Annotated in this window: 14 protein-coding genes; 8 read left to right on the forward strand and 6 right to left on the reverse strand. The window is 66.0% G+C overall.

What is annotated here, in order from left to right:
• The first annotated feature begins 117 nt into the window (after positions 1 to 117).
• From J7E80_RS00885 to J7E80_RS00900, 4 genes are all read left to right on the forward strand, one after another.
• Positions 118 to 1,329, forward strand: a complete 1,212-nt coding sequence (locus J7E80_RS00885) for an MFS transporter (protein WP_215049600.1) — start codon at positions 118 to 120, stop codon at positions 1,327 to 1,329.
• 6 nt (positions 1,330 to 1,335) lie between these two features.
• Positions 1,336 to 2,016, forward strand: coding sequence for a FadR/GntR family transcriptional regulator (locus J7E80_RS00890; RefSeq protein WP_215049601.1), 681 nt, complete (start codon positions 1,336 to 1,338; stop codon positions 2,014 to 2,016).
• A gap of 375 nt (positions 2,017 to 2,391) precedes the next feature.
• Positions 2,392 to 2,595, forward strand: a complete 204-nt coding sequence (locus J7E80_RS00895; RefSeq protein ID WP_215049602.1) for a hypothetical protein — start codon at positions 2,392 to 2,394, stop codon at positions 2,593 to 2,595.
• 117 nt (positions 2,596 to 2,712) lie between these two features.
• Entirely contained in the window at positions 2,713 to 3,945 is a 1,233-nt protein-coding gene (locus tag J7E80_RS00900; protein ID WP_215049603.1) for an AI-2E family transporter, read from the forward strand.
• A gap of 132 nt (positions 3,946 to 4,077) precedes the next feature.
• On the opposite strand, the gene J7E80_RS00905 is transcribed toward J7E80_RS00900, so the two are convergent.
• Positions 4,078 to 4,617, reverse strand: a complete 540-nt coding sequence (locus J7E80_RS00905) for a hypothetical protein (protein ID WP_215049604.1) — start codon at positions 4,615 to 4,617, stop codon at positions 4,078 to 4,080.
• Positions 4,618 to 4,794: 177 nt separating this feature from the next.
• Between J7E80_RS00905 and J7E80_RS00910 the strand changes: the two genes are divergently transcribed.
• Genes J7E80_RS00910 through J7E80_RS23540 form a run of 3 tightly spaced genes read left to right on the forward strand, consistent with a single transcriptional unit; the run spans position 4,795 to position 7,278 of the window.
• Positions 4,795 to 5,085, forward strand: coding sequence for a hypothetical protein (locus tag J7E80_RS00910; protein WP_215049605.1), 291 nt, complete (start codon positions 4,795 to 4,797; stop codon positions 5,083 to 5,085).
• Positions 5,086 to 5,092: 7 nt separating this feature from the next.
• Positions 5,093 to 5,920 (forward strand): DUF1206 domain-containing protein, encoded by an 828-nt coding sequence (locus J7E80_RS00915; protein WP_215049606.1) that lies wholly within the window; start codon positions 5,093 to 5,095, stop codon positions 5,918 to 5,920.
• Positions 5,921 to 5,940: 20 nt separating this feature from the next.
• Entirely contained in the window at positions 5,941 to 7,278 is a 1,338-nt protein-coding gene (locus tag J7E80_RS23540) for an SRPBCC family protein (protein WP_251036284.1), read from the forward strand.
• A gap of 95 nt (positions 7,279 to 7,373) precedes the next feature.
• Here J7E80_RS23540 and J7E80_RS00925 read toward each other — a convergent pair whose 3' ends face one another.
• Both J7E80_RS00925 and cobA read right to left on the reverse strand, forming a co-directional pair.
• Positions 7,374 to 8,840, reverse strand: a complete 1,467-nt coding sequence (locus J7E80_RS00925) for an FAD-dependent oxidoreductase (RefSeq protein WP_215049607.1) — start codon at positions 8,838 to 8,840, stop codon at positions 7,374 to 7,376.
• 101 nt (positions 8,841 to 8,941) lie between these two features.
• Complete coding sequence (cobA, locus tag J7E80_RS00930; protein ID WP_215049608.1) at positions 8,942 to 10,231, reverse strand: uroporphyrinogen-III C-methyltransferase; 1,290 nt, start codon at positions 10,229 to 10,231, stop codon at positions 8,942 to 8,944.
• A gap of 432 nt (positions 10,232 to 10,663) precedes the next feature.
• On the opposite strand from cobA, the gene J7E80_RS00935 reads away from it, so the two are divergent.
• Positions 10,664 to 12,631 (forward strand): hypothetical protein, encoded by a 1,968-nt coding sequence (locus J7E80_RS00935; RefSeq protein ID WP_311380729.1) that lies wholly within the window; start codon positions 10,664 to 10,666, stop codon positions 12,629 to 12,631.
• A gap of 246 nt (positions 12,632 to 12,877) precedes the next feature.
• Here the strand turns inward: J7E80_RS00935 and J7E80_RS00940 are convergent, their stop codons facing one another.
• Genes J7E80_RS00940 through J7E80_RS00950 form a run of 3 tightly spaced genes read right to left on the reverse strand, consistent with a single transcriptional unit; the run spans position 12,878 to position 15,804 of the window.
• Positions 12,878 to 13,885, reverse strand: a complete 1,008-nt coding sequence (locus tag J7E80_RS00940; protein WP_215049610.1) for an ABC transporter permease — start codon at positions 13,883 to 13,885, stop codon at positions 12,878 to 12,880.
• On the reverse strand, positions 13,875 to 14,600 hold the full coding sequence (locus J7E80_RS00945; RefSeq protein WP_215049611.1) for an ABC transporter ATP-binding protein: 726 nt from the start codon (positions 14,598 to 14,600) through the stop codon (positions 13,875 to 13,877). Before J7E80_RS00945 ends, J7E80_RS00940 begins: the two co-directional genes overlap by 11 nt.
• A gap of 49 nt (positions 14,601 to 14,649) precedes the next feature.
• Entirely contained in the window at positions 14,650 to 15,804 is a 1,155-nt protein-coding gene (locus tag J7E80_RS00950) for an ABC transporter substrate-binding protein (protein WP_215049612.1), read from the reverse strand.
• Positions 15,805 to 15,909 lie beyond the last annotated feature (105 nt).

The following is a 15,909-nucleotide window of genomic DNA, read 5'->3' on the forward strand; positions in this document are numbered from 1 at the left end:
TCGGCCGCAAACGGACCGCTGTGTCGCTGGCCCGAGTCTATTCCTCGCGGCCCTGGAGTCGCGAGAGATTTGCCACAAAACCCTAGACATCAAACGTCTAACGTCTAACGTTAAGGGATGGCCTCTGTTTCTTCAGCTCCCCCGGCAACCGCCGCCCGCCCGCGCAAGGCGCGTGCCGCCGTCGTCGCCAGCGTCATCGCACTGGTGCTGATCGGGCTGAACCTCCGTGCCGGCATCACCGGAGCGTCCGCACTGCTGCACGACCTCCAGCTCGTCCTGGGTTACGGCCCCTTGGTTGCCTCCGTCATCCCCTCCATTCCAACGCTGTCCTTTGCGGTGGCGGGCGCGGCGACGTCGTGGCTCACGGGACGGCTCGGCGTCGAGAAGTCGATCCTGCTCGCGCTCGGCATGCTGGCCGCGGGGCTGCTGGTGCGGGCCATCCCCTCCACCGGGATGCTGCTGGCCGGGACGGTGCTGGGCATGTCGGGCCTGGCGGTCTGCAACGTGGCTATGCCGTCCTTTATCCGCGAGCATTTCGCCCACCGCACGTCCCTCATGACGGCGCTGTATACCGTGACCATGACGACGGGAGCCACCGTCACCGCTGTGGCTGTGGTGCCGCTGGCCCAGGAGCTTGGCTCGCCGTCGGCCGGGCTCGGCGCCATCGGTATTCTCGCTTGTTCAGCTTTCCTGGGCTTCCTACCGGTGGCGCTGCACGCGCACCGCAACAGCGTGCGCGGGACGTCGGGCCAGGTTCCCCCCTGGCCGTTGCTCCGGACCCGGAAGGGCGCCCTGCTCACGGCGATCTTCACGCTGCAGGCGCTGCTCGCCTACGCACTGCTGAGCTGGTTCCCCTACATGCTCACCACCCTGGGGCTCAGCGCGGCGGACAGCGGCCTGATGTTCGGGCTCATGCAGCTGGTTTCCGTCCCCGCCGGCATGGTGCTCATTGCCATCGGCTCCCGGCCCCGCATGGTACGCCCGGCTTTCTGCCTGGCCAGCGTCACCATGATCATCGGGGTGGCCGCGCTCCTTGTCCTGCCGGTCGCCCTGGCGGCTGTGCCCGCCGTGCTGCTCGGCTTCGGACTTGGCATCTTTCCGCTGGTCATGGTGATGATCAGCCGCAGCGGGCGGGACACCGCCGAGACCACTGCCCTGTCCACGCTGGCACAGTCCACCGGCTACCTCCTGGCCACCGCGGGTCCGTTCGGAATGGGCCTGCTGCACAGTGCGACCGGCGGCTGGACGCTGCCGGTGGCGCTGCTGCTGGCCATCGCCCTGGTACAGATTGTGGTGGCCCACCTCCTCACCGCCAGGACGAAAGGTTAGTCCGCCATGACTCTGAGCACCTCCCACCGGCAACCCTTGGCCGACGAAATCACGGCCAAACTGCGCGAAATGGTCCACTCCGGTGAGTGGGCGCTGCAGCAGCGGATTCCCTCCGAGACCGAGCTGATGGCCAGGCTTGGCGTCTCACGCGGAACACTCCGCGAGGCGATCAAGGCCCTGGCCCACAGCGGCATGCTGGAGGTCCGCCGCGGGGACGGCACCTACGTCCGCGCCACGAGTGAGATGTCCGGCGCAGCCCGGCGCATGTACAAGGACCACACCGAGGAGCACATCCTCGAAGTCCGGGTCGGGCTGGACACCCAGGCGGCCCGCCTGGCGGCCCGAAATGCAACGGCCGACGACGTCGCCGCCCTGCGCGCACTACTCGCCGATCGTGAGGCCTCATGGAACGCAGCCGACTACGCGGGCTGGGCCCGCGCCGACTGGGGCTTCCATGTACGGGTGGCGCAGGCTTCCGGCAACCCGCTGTTGCACGAGCTCTACGTCAGCTTCGGCGAGGTCTTCCACAACGACCTCCTGAAGCAGCAGCCCCGCGCAGGTTTCGACGGGCTCCCGCACGAGGGCCACGGTGCGCTGGTGGACGCCATCGAAGCGCACGACGCCGACGCTGCCGTGGCCAGCGTGAACCGCAACCTCAACTCCTGCGCGGAGTGGCTCAAGGAATAGTGTCCCATTCCTGAGTTACCCCCCGGCTGGGGGAACCCAGCGGAGGGGTACCGGCGCCGTTTCATAGGGTTTTCCCAAGGTTTCTCCAAGCTTCCAGTTCGATGCTCACATCAGCGGTTTACCTCGCGGAGCACTCCGCCAGTCATGAGAAATAGTCCTTCAGGCAGTTGGAGGTAAACCATGTCATTCAGTGCAGCGGCCGGCCGGGCGGCACCACGAAAAGCCCACAAATCTTCCCGGGCGCTTCGTCGGCATCCTGCGTAGGCGCCGCGGCGGCCTGGGTGCTCGCCGTCATGCTGGGACTGTCCGTGGCACTCGAGGGCCCGCCCCGAGTGCTCGCCCTGTCCGTCCACATTCTGGCGATGCTGGACCGTAGTGAAACTCGCTGCGGTCCTCGTGCTGATGCTGAACGGCATCATGCTGATTCCGCTGATGCGGCGCCTGGTCGCCATGCCGCCGAGGACGAGTTTTGCCGCACTGCCCCCGGGCCGGCGTATCCACATGCTCCTGTGTCTGGGCCTCTCCCAGGCCTGCTGGTGGACGGCCATCATCGTCGGTTTCGTCAACGCCGAGTTCTGACAGCTGCCCCGGGGTTTCACCATCACTCAAGACATCAGTAGGCTTACTATCTGAGAGGTGGCGGCAGGACAGGGAGTTCGTTGCTGCCCGCGCGCCCGCTGACGACTAGGAGTAACGATGGCCCGAGCAGCACAAGCGTCCGATCAGCAAACACCCGGGCAGGCGTCCGGGAGGCAACCACCGGCAGAGCAGGTGCCCGGCCGGAAAGCACCGTCCCCGCACGACCGGCCGCCGCATGAACCACCGCATGAGCCGAAAGCACCCCGCGAACTCTGGGCTGACACTCTTGGCCATCTGGGTATCAGGTCGGCGCAGATCCTGCTGGTCCTGGCGGTCATCACCGTCTCCGCGTACGCCCTCCTGCAAATCAGGCTGCTCGTCATTCCGGTCCTGATCGCACTGATCCTGGCCGCAGCCATCGGCCCGTTCGTGAACATGCTTCGGCGGCGGGGCATACCCGGGGCTGTAGCCACCGGCATAGCCTTTGTGGCTTTGCTGCTGCTTCTGGCCGGAGTCACCACGGTGATTGTGATGTCCGTCCGCAGCCAGTGGAACGAGCTGGTCCAGCAGGCCGCCTCGGGTCTTGATGAGCTCGAGAATTTCCTCCTCACCGGCCCCTTCCCGCTGGACCAGGAGCAGCTCAACCAGGCCCGGGAAGGCGTCATCCAGTTCGCCACAAGCAGCCAGGTCCGCTCGGGCGCACTCTCGGGCCTGTCGGTGGTCACCGAATTCCTCGCCGGCGCCACCCTCATGGCGGTGATCCTGTTCTTCTTCCTCAAGGACGGAGCGAAGATCTGGAACTTCCTCCTTCGGCCCTTCAGCGGCCGCCGCGAAGCCAAGCTCCGCCGGCTGGGAAGCCGCACCCTGGAAGTGCTGGGCGGCTATGTCCGCGGGACGGCCATTGTGGCACTGGTGGATATGGTGGCGATCGGCGCCGCCCTGCTGATCATGCAGGTGCCGCTCGCCATCCCGCTTGCCATCATCGTTTTCATGGGCGCGTTCATCCCGCTGGTGGGTGCCACCGTGGCGGGAATCCTGGCCGCACTCGTGGCCCTTGTAGCCAATGGTCCGGTGGTCGCCCTGATCGTGGTTGCCGTGGTAATTGCCGTGAACCAACTGGAAGGCGACCTGCTGCAGCCGATCGTCATGGGCAAGGCCGTCCAGCTCCATGCCCTCGTCATCCTGATGGCCCTGACCGCCGGCACCATCCTCGCCGGAATCATCGGTGCCGTCCTGTCAGTACCCATCGCGGCCGTCGTCTGGGCCGTGATCCAGGTCTGGACAGCGGAGGATCCAAACCTGGAACCGATGAATCCCCATCTCCCGCCGGCGAACAGCCAGCCTGCCTAGCGGCTCGCGAGGCGTCGCTGCCGTTGAAACTGCAAGCGTCCTCCACATCACAACGGCCGGGTCCGCGCTGGAGACCCGGCCGTCGTCGTCGGTAATGGCTTCTGAAGCCGGCTGCGGAAGCTGACTTCGAAACTACCGGTCGCGGAGGCCCATGAAAACGTTCTTGGGCCGCTGCATCTCACCGTGCTTGGCGCCCAGCACGATGACCCAGGCCGCAAATGCCGGAATGGCCCACTGCAGCACCTTCAGCTGCTTCTGCGCCGCCTGCAGCTTGTCGGACGCTCCGGACCGCGGCTCCGTGGCACCCTCCGCTCCCTCGTCGGCGAGCTTGTCCACCTTCTTCCCGAGGGCTCCCGCGTACAGGGTGGCCGCGGCACCGGCAAGGGTGACAGCCGTTTTGTAGACGGTGTCGGCAGCCACACCGTCCTGCTTGGCGATCCGCTCCTTGTTCTCCCACGCTATCGCCAGGTCCGCAATAAGGTGCGTGGCAAAGGCTGCGGTCTGAACAGGAGCCCATTTCATCCAGCCACGGCTTGACAGCCGGGTGCGTTCTGCGGGGTCTTTGGCTTCCGCCGCAGCTCCATTGAGGCCGATGGCGCCCATCAGCGACCCGCCGAACCACGCAGCGGCCGTCAGATCGTGGATGGAACGTGCCAGAAGATTTCCTGCCATGATGCGCTTCCTAACGTAGAGATCGAAACCGTGAATGATGGAAAAGATGGCTTTCCGCCCCCGGGATCTCCCCGTGGACGGCAGCCGAACCAAAGTCATGGTGCGGATATGATAAGCACACTTACTAATATTACGGTAGCCCGTAACAGCACTGTCTTTGTGCGTAAAATCAACGCCATGGACGCAACGGGAACACTTTTCGGCTGGGCCTTCGGCGACTCTGAGCGCGAGGACGATCAGGAGTACCTGGACGGGCTCCGGAGTGAAGCCCTGGCGAATGCCCGCCAGGCCGCCGAGTCGCGGGGGTTTGGGGTGGAGCCCGGTTCGGAAGTCTTTACCATCCTGAGCGCAGGTGAGACCTTGGTGGATATCGACACGGCGCCGGACGACCTCGTGGTCCGCTGCACGGTGAAACTCACCGGCGAGGGAGCCGACAGGATCCACGCCGAGGGACCAATGAACGGCTAACGCCGCCATGACAGATAACGCAAACCCGCTCGGCGAAGCAGCCGACGCCGCAGAGGCGGCGTCGAATACCAAGGCGCTTGACGTCGTCGCGCGGTCAGGATTTGCCGTCGTGGCGCTGCTCCACATCGTGATCGGCGCCATCGCGATCGCACTGGCGCTGGGCCACCCCGGGGAGGCCGAACCCACCGGCGCGATCGAGCAGCTGGCTGCCAATCCCGGGGGGCCCGCCCTCATGTGGGGAGGCATGATTTCCTGCATCGGCCTCGCACTCTGGCAGTTGAGCGATGCGACGCTCCGGGCCCGCCACCTGCCCAAGAAGGAAAGAATCGGCAAGCACATCTCCTCGGGATTTTTGGCGGTTGCCTACGGCAGCGTGGGATTGAGCTTTGGCGGCTTCGCCGTGGGGTTGCGCGGCGATTCCAGCAAGTCGACCAGGGACATCAGCGCCGCCCTCCTCAGAGCCCCGTTTGGCACGGTGGTGCTGAGCACGATAGGCCTCACCATCATGGGCGTGGGTGTCTACTTCATCCTGAAGGGGCTCCGGCGGGGGTTCAAGGAAGAGCTCTTCGAATTTGACGGCACGCGGCAGGGAAGAATCATCGACTCCCTCGGAGTGACGGGCCATGTGGCGAAAGGCATCGCGCTGCTCCTTACCGGACTCCTGTTCGTGATCGCTGCCGCCAAGCACAGCCCGGAAGAATCCACCGGCCTGGACGGGAGCCTCAAAGCCCTGCGCGACCACCCCTACGGGCCATACCTGCTCCTGGCCATCGGTGCGGGCTTCGTTTGCTACGGCATTTTTGCCCTGGTCAGGTCCAGGTTTGGCAGGATGTGACCCCACAGAGGAGGGTTCGTATGATGCAATCACCCAGGCTCGCCGGCCAGGGAACGGAGCTGGCCGGGCAGGCCTTCGCCGCCGTCTTCAAGGCGATCAAGGCCGTTCGTCCAGTCCGCCCGATTCATCCGAGCGGTCTCGGCCTGGTCGGCGAACTGACGAGGCACGGGATGGAGGACCGGGCCGTCGCCGGGATGCCGGGTGCGCGGAGCGGAATCAGCTGGCTCGATACTGCCGGATCTGACCAGGTGCAGGCGCGTTTCTCCCGCTCGGTCGGCCTGCCGGCAGCGCTCCCGGACATCCTCGGCCTCGCCCTGGGCATCGGTTCCGGTGGTGGTGCCGGTGCCGGAGGCATGGCCGCCAGTTCCGAGATCGGGGCCGATGCCGGTGCCGATGCCGAAGGCACGGCGGGAAGGCAGCGGGCGGACATCCTGTTCGCGTCCACCGGCTGGGGTTTTCCAGCGCGGTTCCTGCTCCTGCCAAAGATCGACGTCGGCGCGGCCAAGTTCACCACGCTCATGCCGTACAAGGGAGCAGACGGTCCGGTCCTGCTGGGGCTGCGAACGCTGTCGCTGCCGCCCGCTGCCACGGGCCGCGCTGAAACCGGCGGGGACTTCAAGAACGCACTGGGGACGGGCGAGTGGGTCCTCGCGCTGTCTTTCGCGACTCCCACCCGCCGGTGGATCCACGCCGGAACGCTGAGGTTGAGGGCCGCTCCGGGGCCGGAGGATCTGCCGACGCGCTTCGACCCGCTCGAACACCCGCTGCCGGGGGCCGGCACGTACCCGTGGACGCGGCGGCTCAGGGAATATTCGTACCGCGTCGCCCGGGGACCGGCACCAGGAAAGCCTGCGCGGCGGCGGGCCGGCTCGGCTTCCAACCTTCAGCGTTCCGCGCGGCCGACAGAGAGGACATCCATGTCCACCGTTACGCAGGTCTTCAATTCCCCGGCTCCGGACGTCTGGAAGGTGATTGCCGACGGCTGGCTGTACTCCGGCTGGGTGGTCGGTGCCTCAAGGATCCGCGCCGTGGACGCGCACTGGCCGGAAGTCGACGCGCGGCTCCATCATTCCGTGGGCGCCTGGCCCCTCGTCGTCGACGATTCCACCAAGGTCGCTGCCGTTGATCCGGGCAAGTCGCTGGAACTGATCGCACGCGGATGGCCAGTGGGCGAAGCCAAGGTGGTCATCACCCTGGAGGACCTGGGTTCCCGGTGCCGGGTAACAATCGCCGAAGACGCTGTCCGCGGCCCTGGATTCGCCGTGCCGAAGGCGTTGAGGGATCCGGCCATCAGCATCCGCAACCGTGAAACGCTGAAGCGGCTTGAGCTCATGGCCGCAGGCGGGGCAGGCCGCTAGACAAAGCAACGCGGGGTCACTTCCCGCCCAATAATCCGTGTGGAGTGGGCGCGGAGTGACCCCGCGTTGCGGTGCAGCTGCGGTGGAACCAGGAGCTAGACGCTTGCGGCAACCCCATCGCGGGAGATGGAGACCATGTCCTCGCGCGGCACGACCTTGATGCGCTCACGCTTGACCTCGACGCCGTGCGAACCGCCAGCAGCGGTGGCCTCGGCGCCCAGGGCGAGCTCGTGTGCGTCCAGAGCCAGCCAGCCTTCCCAGCTGGTGTACTCCACGCCGCGGCTTTCGAGCAGGTCGATGATGGCGCTGGCGGCCGGTGCCTCGGCAGCCGGCAGGTTCTCGCGGTCTTCCAGCAGGTACGTCACGGTCTCGAGGGCGTCACCCTTGGTGTGGCCGATCAGGCCGACGGGTCCGCGCTTGATCCAGCCCGTGGCGTAGATGCCCGGAACATGCTCGCCGGATGCATCCAGTACCCGGCCGCCGGCGTTCGGGATGACGCCCTTCTTGTGGTCGAACTCGATCTCCGGCAGGGCGGAACCGAAGTAGCCGACCGCACGGTACACGGCCTGAACCGGGTAGTCGATGTACTCGCCGGTGCCGCGGGCGTTGCCCGTGCCGTCCAGCTCGGTGCGTTCAAACTTAATGCCGCTGACGCGCCCGGGGTTCGCGGCGTCGTCATAAATCTCCACCGGGCTGTGCAGGAAGTGCAGGTGCAGGCGGCGGGAGGCCTTGAGCTCGGAAACGTCCTCAGGCTGCTCGGCGATCCAGTTGGTGAGCGTGCCGACCATGGTCTTGATCTGGTTGTTGCTCTGGATCTGGCGGTCCGATTCCTCGTCGAACTCGAAGTCCTCCGGGTACAGGATGATGTCCACGTCCTTGGAGTGGGACAGCTCGCGGAGCTCCAGCGGGGTGAACTTCACCTGGGCCGGGCCGCGGCGGCCGAACACATGGACGTCCGTGACGGGCGAGGACTTCAGGCCGGCATAGACGTTGTCCGGGATCTCGGAGACGAGCAGGTCGTCAGCGTGCTTGGACAGGACGCGGGCCACGTCCAGCGCCACGTTGCCGTTGCCGATCACGGCGATTTCCTTGGCCTCCAGCGGCCATTCGCGGGAGACGTCCGGGTGGCCGTCGTACCAGGAGACGAAGTCAGCGCCGCCGAAGGAACCCTCAAGCTCGATGCCGGGGATGTTCAGGTCTGCGTCCTTGATGGCGCCGGTGGCGAAGATGACGGCGTCGTAATGGGTGCGCAGATCCTCGATGGAGAGGTCCGTGCCATAGTCCACGTTGCCGAAGAAGCGGATGTCTCCCCGGTCCAGGACCTTGTGCAGGGCGTTGACGATGCCCTTGATGCGCGGGTGGTCCGGAGCAACGCCGTAGCGGATCAGGCCGTAGGGCGCCGGGTAGCGGTCAAAGAGGTCGATGCTCACGGTCAGCTCGCCGCTCTTGACGGCCTCGCTCTTGGTGAGGATGTCCGCAGCGTAGACGCCGGCCGGGCCGGAGCCGATGACGGCCACTCGCAACGGGCGGGCAGCGGTTCCTACGGTGGTGCTGATTGACACGGCTGTGTTCCTTTTCTTCGGTCCCGCCCAACCAGGTAGCAGCAGGCGTCGTTGTGACGGCTCAGAACGGCGTCTGCTGCTACCCAGTTGGGGCACGGGGGCTAGGGGGTGAGAACGCGGGTGGTGCTTGGCTTGTTGGGGGTGGTGGTGCTGTAGTCAGCGGTCTTGAAATGCGACGGCGCGAAGGGGCTGACGCGGACAACGTCACCAATCACGATCACGGCAGGATTCGCGACGCCAGTGGCCTCGGCCTGGTCGGCGATCGTCGCGAGGGTCCCGATGGTCACGCGCTGGTTCGGCAGGTAGCCGTTTTCAACAATACCAACCGGGGTCTCCGCCGGCAGGCCGGCTTTGCCCAGGGCGGACGCGGATTCGCGCAACTGGCCGACTCCCATGAGCAGGATCACGGTGTGGTCGGCGCGGGCCGGAACCTCGGAGAGTTCCTCGTGGCCGGTGACCACGCTGAAGCCCTTGGCGAGCCCGCGGTGCGTCACGGGGATGCCGGCGGCTGCGGGGACGGAGATCGCAGACGTGACACCCGAGACCACCTCGACCTCGACGCCGTGCTGCCGGCAGAATTCAGCTTCCTCGCCGCCACGGCCAAGGACGTAGGGGTCCCCGCCCTTGAGGCGCACCACTCGGTGCCCCTGCAGCGCCTCTTCGACGAGAATCCGGTTGATCTCGGCCTGCGGAACGGGGTGGTGTCCGGGGGTCTTGCCGACTTCGATGACGCGGACGTCGGGGGCGAGTTCGTTGAGGAGTTCGCGCGGGCCGAGGCGGTCTGCCACAACGACGTCGGCCTGACCCAACAGCCGGCGGCCGCGGACGGTGATGAGGCCGGTGTCCCCCGGGCCGCCGCCCACGAGGGCAACGGACCCCTGGTGATTGAGCTTGTCGACATCCTTGGGGATCCGGCGGCGGCGCAGCGGGAGGTCGCCGGTTTCCAGCGCGGTGGCCACGGCGTCACGGAGTGCCATGGCGCGGCGCGGGTCCCCCCCGGCGTTGACGGCGATCTTGACGTCGTCCACCACGGCGACGGCGGGAGTCCAGGCGGCAGAGGCTTCGTGGTCGGAGGCATTGACGCACCAGATCCGCTGCGTCTCGGCGTCGGCCGATACCTGGGCGTCCACAGCGGCATCGCCGGTGGCGGTCTGAACGAACCAGACGCCGTCGACGTCGGAAGGAGCGTAAGCGCGCGGCTCCCAGGTGAGCAGGCCGGGGTCGGCAAGTTCACGGAGCGCGGCGGAGGCAACGGGAGCGACCACGGTGACGCGGGCACCGGCGTCGAGCAGGCCCTTTGCGCGGCGTGCAGCCACCGGTCCGCCGCCCACCACGAGCACGGGGCGGCCGAGCAGGCGCAGTGCCGTTGGGTAGATGTCCTGAATTGCCATGAATCAACGGTAGGGCCGCGTCACATTCCCCAACAACGGCAACGGAAACACCAGTTCACGCAAGGTAACGCTGCGTCACATAAGTTTCTGCCCAGGTTCAAGCCCGGCGCGTGCATGCGGGACGAAGAATGTCTGTGACAAGCCCTACAATAACTGCGATCGGGATCTCCGATCAGTCTCAACATGGGGGAAGGGGACTCGTTGTCTCTGCACGAAAACGTCCGTACTCGGACGTGCCCTGGTCTTGTCGCCAGGTGCATTGCCACAGCCGGCAGCATTGCTTTGCTTGCCGGGTTTTTGATGGCTCCGGCAGCACAGGCGCTGCCGATGGAAACCGGCACTGTCACGGAGCCCGCGCCAGCTCCGGTTGATCCGCCCGCGGAAGAGCAGCCTCCAGTCGAGGCTACGCCGACGGAAACTATACCCACTGAAGTGACGCCAACTGAGGGGGCACCTACGGAGGAGGCACCGGCTGCTGAGGCACCGGCCGAGGAGGCACCGGCTGCTGAGGCACCGGCCGAGGAGGCGCCTACGGAGGAGGCACCGGCTGCTCCCGAAAACATCGGTCTGCCTGCGGTTGAAGGGGATCCCGTCGTCGGCGGCTCCCTTTCCTCCACCGGCGGACAGTGGACCGGAGCCGGCTGGATCAAGTACAGCTGGATCATCGACGGCGTTCCCAGCCAGACTGCCGGTCATGCGATTGGCGAAGCTGATATCCTGCAGATCCTTCCGGCCATGGCCGGAAAAAGCATTCAACTCACCGTGGTGGCTTCGCCTGACGCACAGACTCCCGGAACCGAAGTTTCAGCCCTTCCGGTGACGGTGCGCCCGGCAGCCTTCACAGGGGTTGCGTGGAGCAACCTCGTGACGGGCAGGCCGGCCGTGGGCCAGGAACTATCGTTGAGCGCTCCCCAGTGGGATAACTCCGCCAGCCATGGCACGCTCGCCTACCAGTGGTTTCGCGGAGCCGTTGCCATCCCATCGGCAACAGCCTCCCGCTACACAGTTACCGCCGCCGATGTTGGACAGAAGCTGTGGGGCAAAGTGACGCTGTCCGCCCCAGGCTTCTCGTCGGTGGAACTGGCCTCCGCCCAGGTCACCGGGGTCATCGCGACCTTTGTTACCGCACCGGTGCCTACCGTCAGCGGAACGGCCCGCGTGGGCCAACTGCAAACAGCGAATGCAGGAACGTGGGCGCCCTCCGGTGCCGCCCTGTCCTATCAGTGGTACCGCGGCACGGCTGCCATCACCGGAGCAGTCGGCCGAACCTACACAACCACGGCGGCCGACTACGGGAAGGCCCTCAAAGTGCGGGTCCGGGCAACCAAGGCCGGCTTCGCGACAGTCGATCGCTACTCGGCCGCACGCACGATCTACGCCGGAACCATCGTGGCCACCAGGTCCCTTCGCGTGACGGGTGTTCACCGGTACGGACAAACGCTGGGGATCTATCAAGGCTGGACGTCCGGCGTCACCATCAAGTACCAGTGGTATCGCAATGGCGTCGCGATCAGGGGTGGGACAGGTCCCGCGCTTTATCTCAGCAGCGGCTACATCGGTTCCAGGGTGAATGTGAAAGTCACAGTTTCCAAGGCCGGATACACCACCCGCTCGTCCACCACCGCAGCCGTCACCGTGGGCAAAGCACTGATCACACTGAAGACGGCGCCCCGGATCAGCGGTGCGACGTCGCTCGGATCGACCCTGACGGCCAACGTGGGCACGTATTCGCCGGCTCCGGCCGCGTATGCCTACCAGTGGTACCGCAACGGCGCCGCGATTTCGGGGGCAATTTACCGAACCTACCGTCTCACTGCGGCGGACAACGGCCGCTCCATGACGGTTCGCGTCTCCGCCAGACTGGCCTACTACGACATACGGGTCACCATGAGCGCGGCGCTGAAGCTGCCGGTCTGGGCCGTGACAGTGCTTCGCGGTGACGGCATCTACCGGGTTGGAACTCAGATCAAGCCGGGGCTGTATAAGTCCACGGGCGGATCCTTCTGCTACTGGGCACGGCTCAGCGGGTTTTCGGGAAACCTTGATGACATTAACGCGAACGACATCGTCACCGGAATCACCTACGTCCAGATCCTTCCTGGTGATGTCGGTTTTGAGAGCGACGGCTGTGGTGCCTGGACCACGGTCCCATCCACCGGGGCCAGGGCAACACAAATCAGCAAGGATGGCATTTACCGAGTGGGGATCGATATCCTCCCCGGCACGTATTACGGCACCAGCAGGGGAAGCTCGTGCTACTGGACAACTCTGAGCGGATTTAGTGGAAGCTTCGACGAGATCTACGACAATTACTATGGTTCCGCAAGGATCATCGTGACCATTCCGTCCTGGGCCAGAGGCTTCGAAGTCAGCGGCTGCGGTACCCTGACGCGCGGCTGACAAACGGACAGCAGAAAGCCCGACGGCGGTGGTCGCCGTCGGGCTTTCTTGTTGGCTTTTACTGCGGCTCACGTTCCGCCGTCGTGGGGCACATTGGCGGCGATTTCGCCCCGGGAGAGCCTCATCACCGGCGTGTCCGTGTCGATGTGCCCCAAGTTGGCGGCAGGCGCAGGCGCACGGCAGGCAGCAGAAAGCCCGACGGCGATGGTCGCCGTCGGGCTTTCTTGTTGGCTGTGGCGGAGGTGTTTAGCGCGTGCTCCCGGCCAGGAGGCCGCGGCGCTGAAGCAGGCGTTTCTCTACCGGGGCGAAAACGAGCAGTTCGATCAGGATGCCCACAGCGAGGATCAGCAGGATCGCGGACATCACAATGGTCATGTCGGCGAGGTCGCGGCCCTGGTTCAGCATGGAGCCAAGCCCGAAGCCGATGGTGCCGCCCACGGCGATGATTTCCGCGGCCATGAGGGAGCGCCAGGAAAAAGCCCAGCCCTGTTTGAGCCCGCCGAGGTAACCGGGAAGGGCCGCAGGGAGGATGATCTGCACGGCCATCTGCAGGCGTGACGCCCCCAAAACCGTGCCGACACTGCGGTACTGCGGCGGGATCTGGTCCACGCCGGAAATCAGCCCATTGATGATGGACGGGATGGCGCCCATGAACACCACGAAGTACACGGTTGCGTCGGTGAGGCCGAACCAGATGATCGCGGCCGGCACCCAGGCCACCGAAGGCAGGACCTGAAGCCCGGAGATCAGCGGACCGAACGCCCGGCGCAGCGGCGCCACCTGGGCCAGCAGCAGGCCGATCGGCGTCGCGATCACCACGCTGATCAGGAAGCCCATGAGTCCGCGCTGCAGCGAGGTCCACACAGCCTCCTGCAGCGACCCCTCGGCCCACAGCGTGCCGAACTGGCCCAGCACGTCCATCGGGCCGGGCACCTGGTCGCGGCGCTTGAAGCCGAGCGAGACGTAGAACTGCCAGACGAGAATGAGTACCACGAGCGCCGCCACCGGCAGCAGAATGCGGCTCCAGTCGATCCCCGGCTTGCGGACGGCATCGGACTGCAGGGAGTCCAGCCCCGATTCGAGTTCGCGCAGGTCAGCCGAGCCGGTGGAGGAACGGGTCAGGGCCGCGTGGACTTTCCGGTTTTCCGAGGGGGTTGAGCTTGTTGCCTCGTCGGTTTCAGCAGACTCGACAGGCTCGACCAGCGGGGCCTCGACCTTGGGCGTCTCCGCCACGGGAGATGAATTACTTGGCATGGCGGCGGATCTCCTCTCGCAGCCGGGCGGTGATGACCCCGGTCAGCTGTCCGGCAAGACCGGCGTCGGTACGGTGTTCTTCGGTGACGTTCCATTCCTGCACGACTCGGCCCGGCCGTGAGGACAGCAGCAGCACACGCTGGCCGAGCCGGACGGCCTCCCGGACGTTGTGCGTCACGAACACGATGGTGCGCCCCGTTTCCTTCCAGATGCGCTCGAGTTCGTCGTGCAGGAGGTCGCGGGTGATGGCGTCCAGCGCCGCAAACGGCTCGTCCATGAGCAGCAGCTGCCGGTCTTGGGCCAATGACCGGGCCAGGGCCACGCGCTGGCGCATGCCGCCCGAGAGTTCGTGCGGACGCTTGTCCCCTGCCTCGGACAGGTGCACGAGTTCCAGCAGTTCGCCGGCCTTGGCGCGGCGAACGGACTTGGCCACACCGCGCAGCTTCAGCGCCAGCTCGACGTTCTCCCGGGCGGTGAGCCACGGGAACAGTGCCGAATCCTGGAACATGAAGGCGGCGCCGTCGCTGGGGACCTCAAGAGCGCCTGACGTCGGAACCTCCAGTCCCGCCATGATGTTCAGCAGGGTGGACTTGCCGCAGCCGGACGCACCGAGGAGAGCGACGAACTCGCCCTTGCCGATGGTGGCGTTGACGTCGTCCAGCACCGGGGCGCCTTCGCCGAAGCGCTTGCCCAGGTTTTCCAGTACGACTGGCATGGTCCCGTCCTTTGTTCGTGGTGCGTGAAATGCTGCGGAGTGTGCGGGGCTAGTCCTGTCCCAGCCCCGCCGCAGAGATTTTGTCCCGCGTCACCGTATTCAGGGCGCGGAGGTCGAAGATGCCGGTGAGGTCGGCCTGCTTGGTGGTTCCGGCGTCCACACCGTCCTGCAGCAGCTTCTTGAAGGTGCCGGCCAGCGGGTCCACAGTGAACACGATGTTGTTCAACGACCTCTCGATGACGTTCTGCTGCAGCGCCTTGCCCGAATCCTTTTTCAGCGCGGCGTTAACGACGCTGGCCTTTTCGGCAGCCGGGGTGTCGTTGAGCCACTTCACGGCTTCCACGTGGCCCTTCAGCAGTCCCTCCACGGTCTCCGGGTGCTCGGCGGCGAACTTCTTGTTCACGATCAGGATGGTGGTGGGGAACTCGCCGGGCTTGCCGGTTTGCGACCCGTCCCAGAGGTCTTTCTCATCCACCAGGACCTTGGCCCCGGCCTGGAGCACCAGGCGGGAGGCCCATGGCTCCGGCAGCCACGCGCCGTCGAGCTTTCCGTCCTGGAACAGCTTCAGCGTCTGGGCATTCTCGGTGGGGTTGATCGCGACGTCTCCGCCGCCGTCGGGATTTGTCTTGTAACCCTGCTTGCCGAGCCAGGCGCGGAGCGCCACATCCTGCGTGCCGCCCAGCTGCGGCGAAGCCAGGGTCTTGCCCTTCAGGTCGGCTGCGGTCTTGATCTCCGGCTTCACCACCAGCTGGGCCCCGCCGGACGCTGCGCCGGCGATGATGCTGATGGACTCGCCCTTGCTCTTGACGAAGGAGTTGATCGCCGGGTTCGGGCCGATGTACGTGGCGTCGATGGCGCCGGCGTTCAGCGCCTCGATGGCTGCCGGGCCCGCGTTAAACACCTGCGTGGAGAGCTTGGTGCTGCCGAGATTGTTCTTGATAAAGCCCTCGTTGACCCCAATCAGGGCCGGGGCGTGCGTGATGTTGCCGAAATAGCCCAGCTTCAGTTCGCTGGCCGGGCCAGTGGGTGCGCCCGATGTGGCGGACGCGTTTGATTCCCGCGATACGGCGGAGGCCACAACCGCGCCCACGCTGATCAGCAGGACCAAACCCACGGCCAGGGCGATCTCCAGGGCACGCCTCCGCTGGGGCCCCTGGCTCGCGCCGGCCTCAATGCGGGTCATGCCCGGCCTGGAACTAGTCATGAATTCACCATAGGGAGTGTCATAAACACGGTTCAATGGGCCGGAAACGGGGGGTCACGCAGGTTCATGCAGCGTCACATTCGGCCACATTAATCCAGGGGACGC

This window comes from Arthrobacter sp. ISL-28 (genome assembly GCF_018613875.1).
Lineage (GTDB): Bacteria > Actinomycetota > Actinomycetes > Actinomycetales > Micrococcaceae > Arthrobacter.